Annotated in this window: 2 protein-coding genes; both read left to right on the top strand. The window is 34.7% G+C overall.

Features of this window, described 5'->3' with window-relative positions:
- The first annotated feature begins 127 nt into the window (after positions 1-127).
- A complete protein-coding gene (locus tag K5G00_RS29375) occupies positions 128-700 on the top strand; it encodes a hypothetical protein (RefSeq protein WP_238770193.1) in 573 nt (190 codons plus the stop codon).
- 94 nt (positions 701-794) lie between these two features.
- Entirely contained in the window at positions 795-1115 is a 321-nt protein-coding gene (locus tag K5G00_RS29370; protein WP_238770191.1) for a hypothetical protein, read from the top strand.
- Positions 1116-1235: the final 120 nt, after the last annotated feature.

The following is a 1235-nucleotide window of genomic DNA, read 5'->3' as shown; positions in this document are numbered from 1 at the left end:
GGATTCGACAAGTCGAATCTCGTCCCAACCTCAGTTTCGGTCGGACTGGTCAGACTCTCGTCTGACCGCCACGACCTCATACCACCACCGTTATGCCGCATGTTGAAAAACCGAAAAAACACATAAAATGATAGAGAAATTTTTAAAAGCAAAACACTGGCAAATTTTTATAGCAATTTTTATAATTCCATATTCTTTACAATTCTTGGCTATGACAATTACGAACAATGACCAAGATAAAATAATGGATTTTACTCCATTTATCATTGTTGTTTTCTTTCTTGGATTATTCGGTTGGTTATGGTCAATTGCAATCGGACTAAGGGAAAATATTCCGACAGGAATAAAAATGAAAACAAAGAAATTTAAAATATTTCTTTTAATACCAATGATATACATGCCAGTTGCTTTCAAATTATTTGATTTATTATTTGACAGTGTAGAAAAATCAAATGGAGAGGTAAACGGATTAATGATGGGTATTTCTTTTGCTATTATTTTCCCATTGCACATTCTCTCCATATTCGGATTCCTTTATTCATTTTATTATGTCGCAAAAACATATAAAACTGTTGAATTGCAGAGAGAAGTATCATTTTCTGATTTTGCTGGCGACTTTTTCTTACTATTATTTTTTCCAATTGGAGTCTGGATAATACAACCGAATATTAACAAAATGGTAGTCAACGATGCTCACTAAAAATAGTTCATATGTGTTTTGGATGTCAGTCCTACTAGGAATACCTATTTACATTTGGCTTTGGTCAATTGGGACAAAGTTGCAAACCGATAAAATGAAGACAAATAAGTTTAAATTATTAGTATTCAAGTTGTCTATTTTTTACCCATTAGCATATTTTGTATTTGCAATTTATTATATGCTTACAAATGGATGGGTTGTAATGCCAATGCATATTGCTGCAATGGTATTCACATTCTATGCTATGATTTTCGCAGCAAAGACTCTAAAGTCTGCCGAATTAAGCGAAAGTGCAAAAGTTTCGGAATACTTAGGAGACTTTTTTCTAATTTGGTTTTACCCAATTGGAATATGGATTTTACAACCAAGAATACATAAGATTATTGAAAAACAAAATAAAAACACGACGGCATAACACGTGGTATAAGTCATGGCTGGGGTCGTGCGGATTCGACAAGTCGAATCTCGTCCCAACCTCAGTTTCGGTCGGACACTCAGACTCTCGTCTGACCGCCACGACCTCATACCACCACCG

The organism is Maribellus maritimus (assembly GCF_022267315.1).
In the GTDB taxonomy this organism is placed as follows: domain Bacteria; phylum Bacteroidota; class Bacteroidia; order Bacteroidales; family Prolixibacteraceae; genus Draconibacterium; species Draconibacterium maritimum.
Note: the sequence above shows the minus strand (reverse complement) of the source record. Positions and strands in the feature narration are given on the sequence as shown.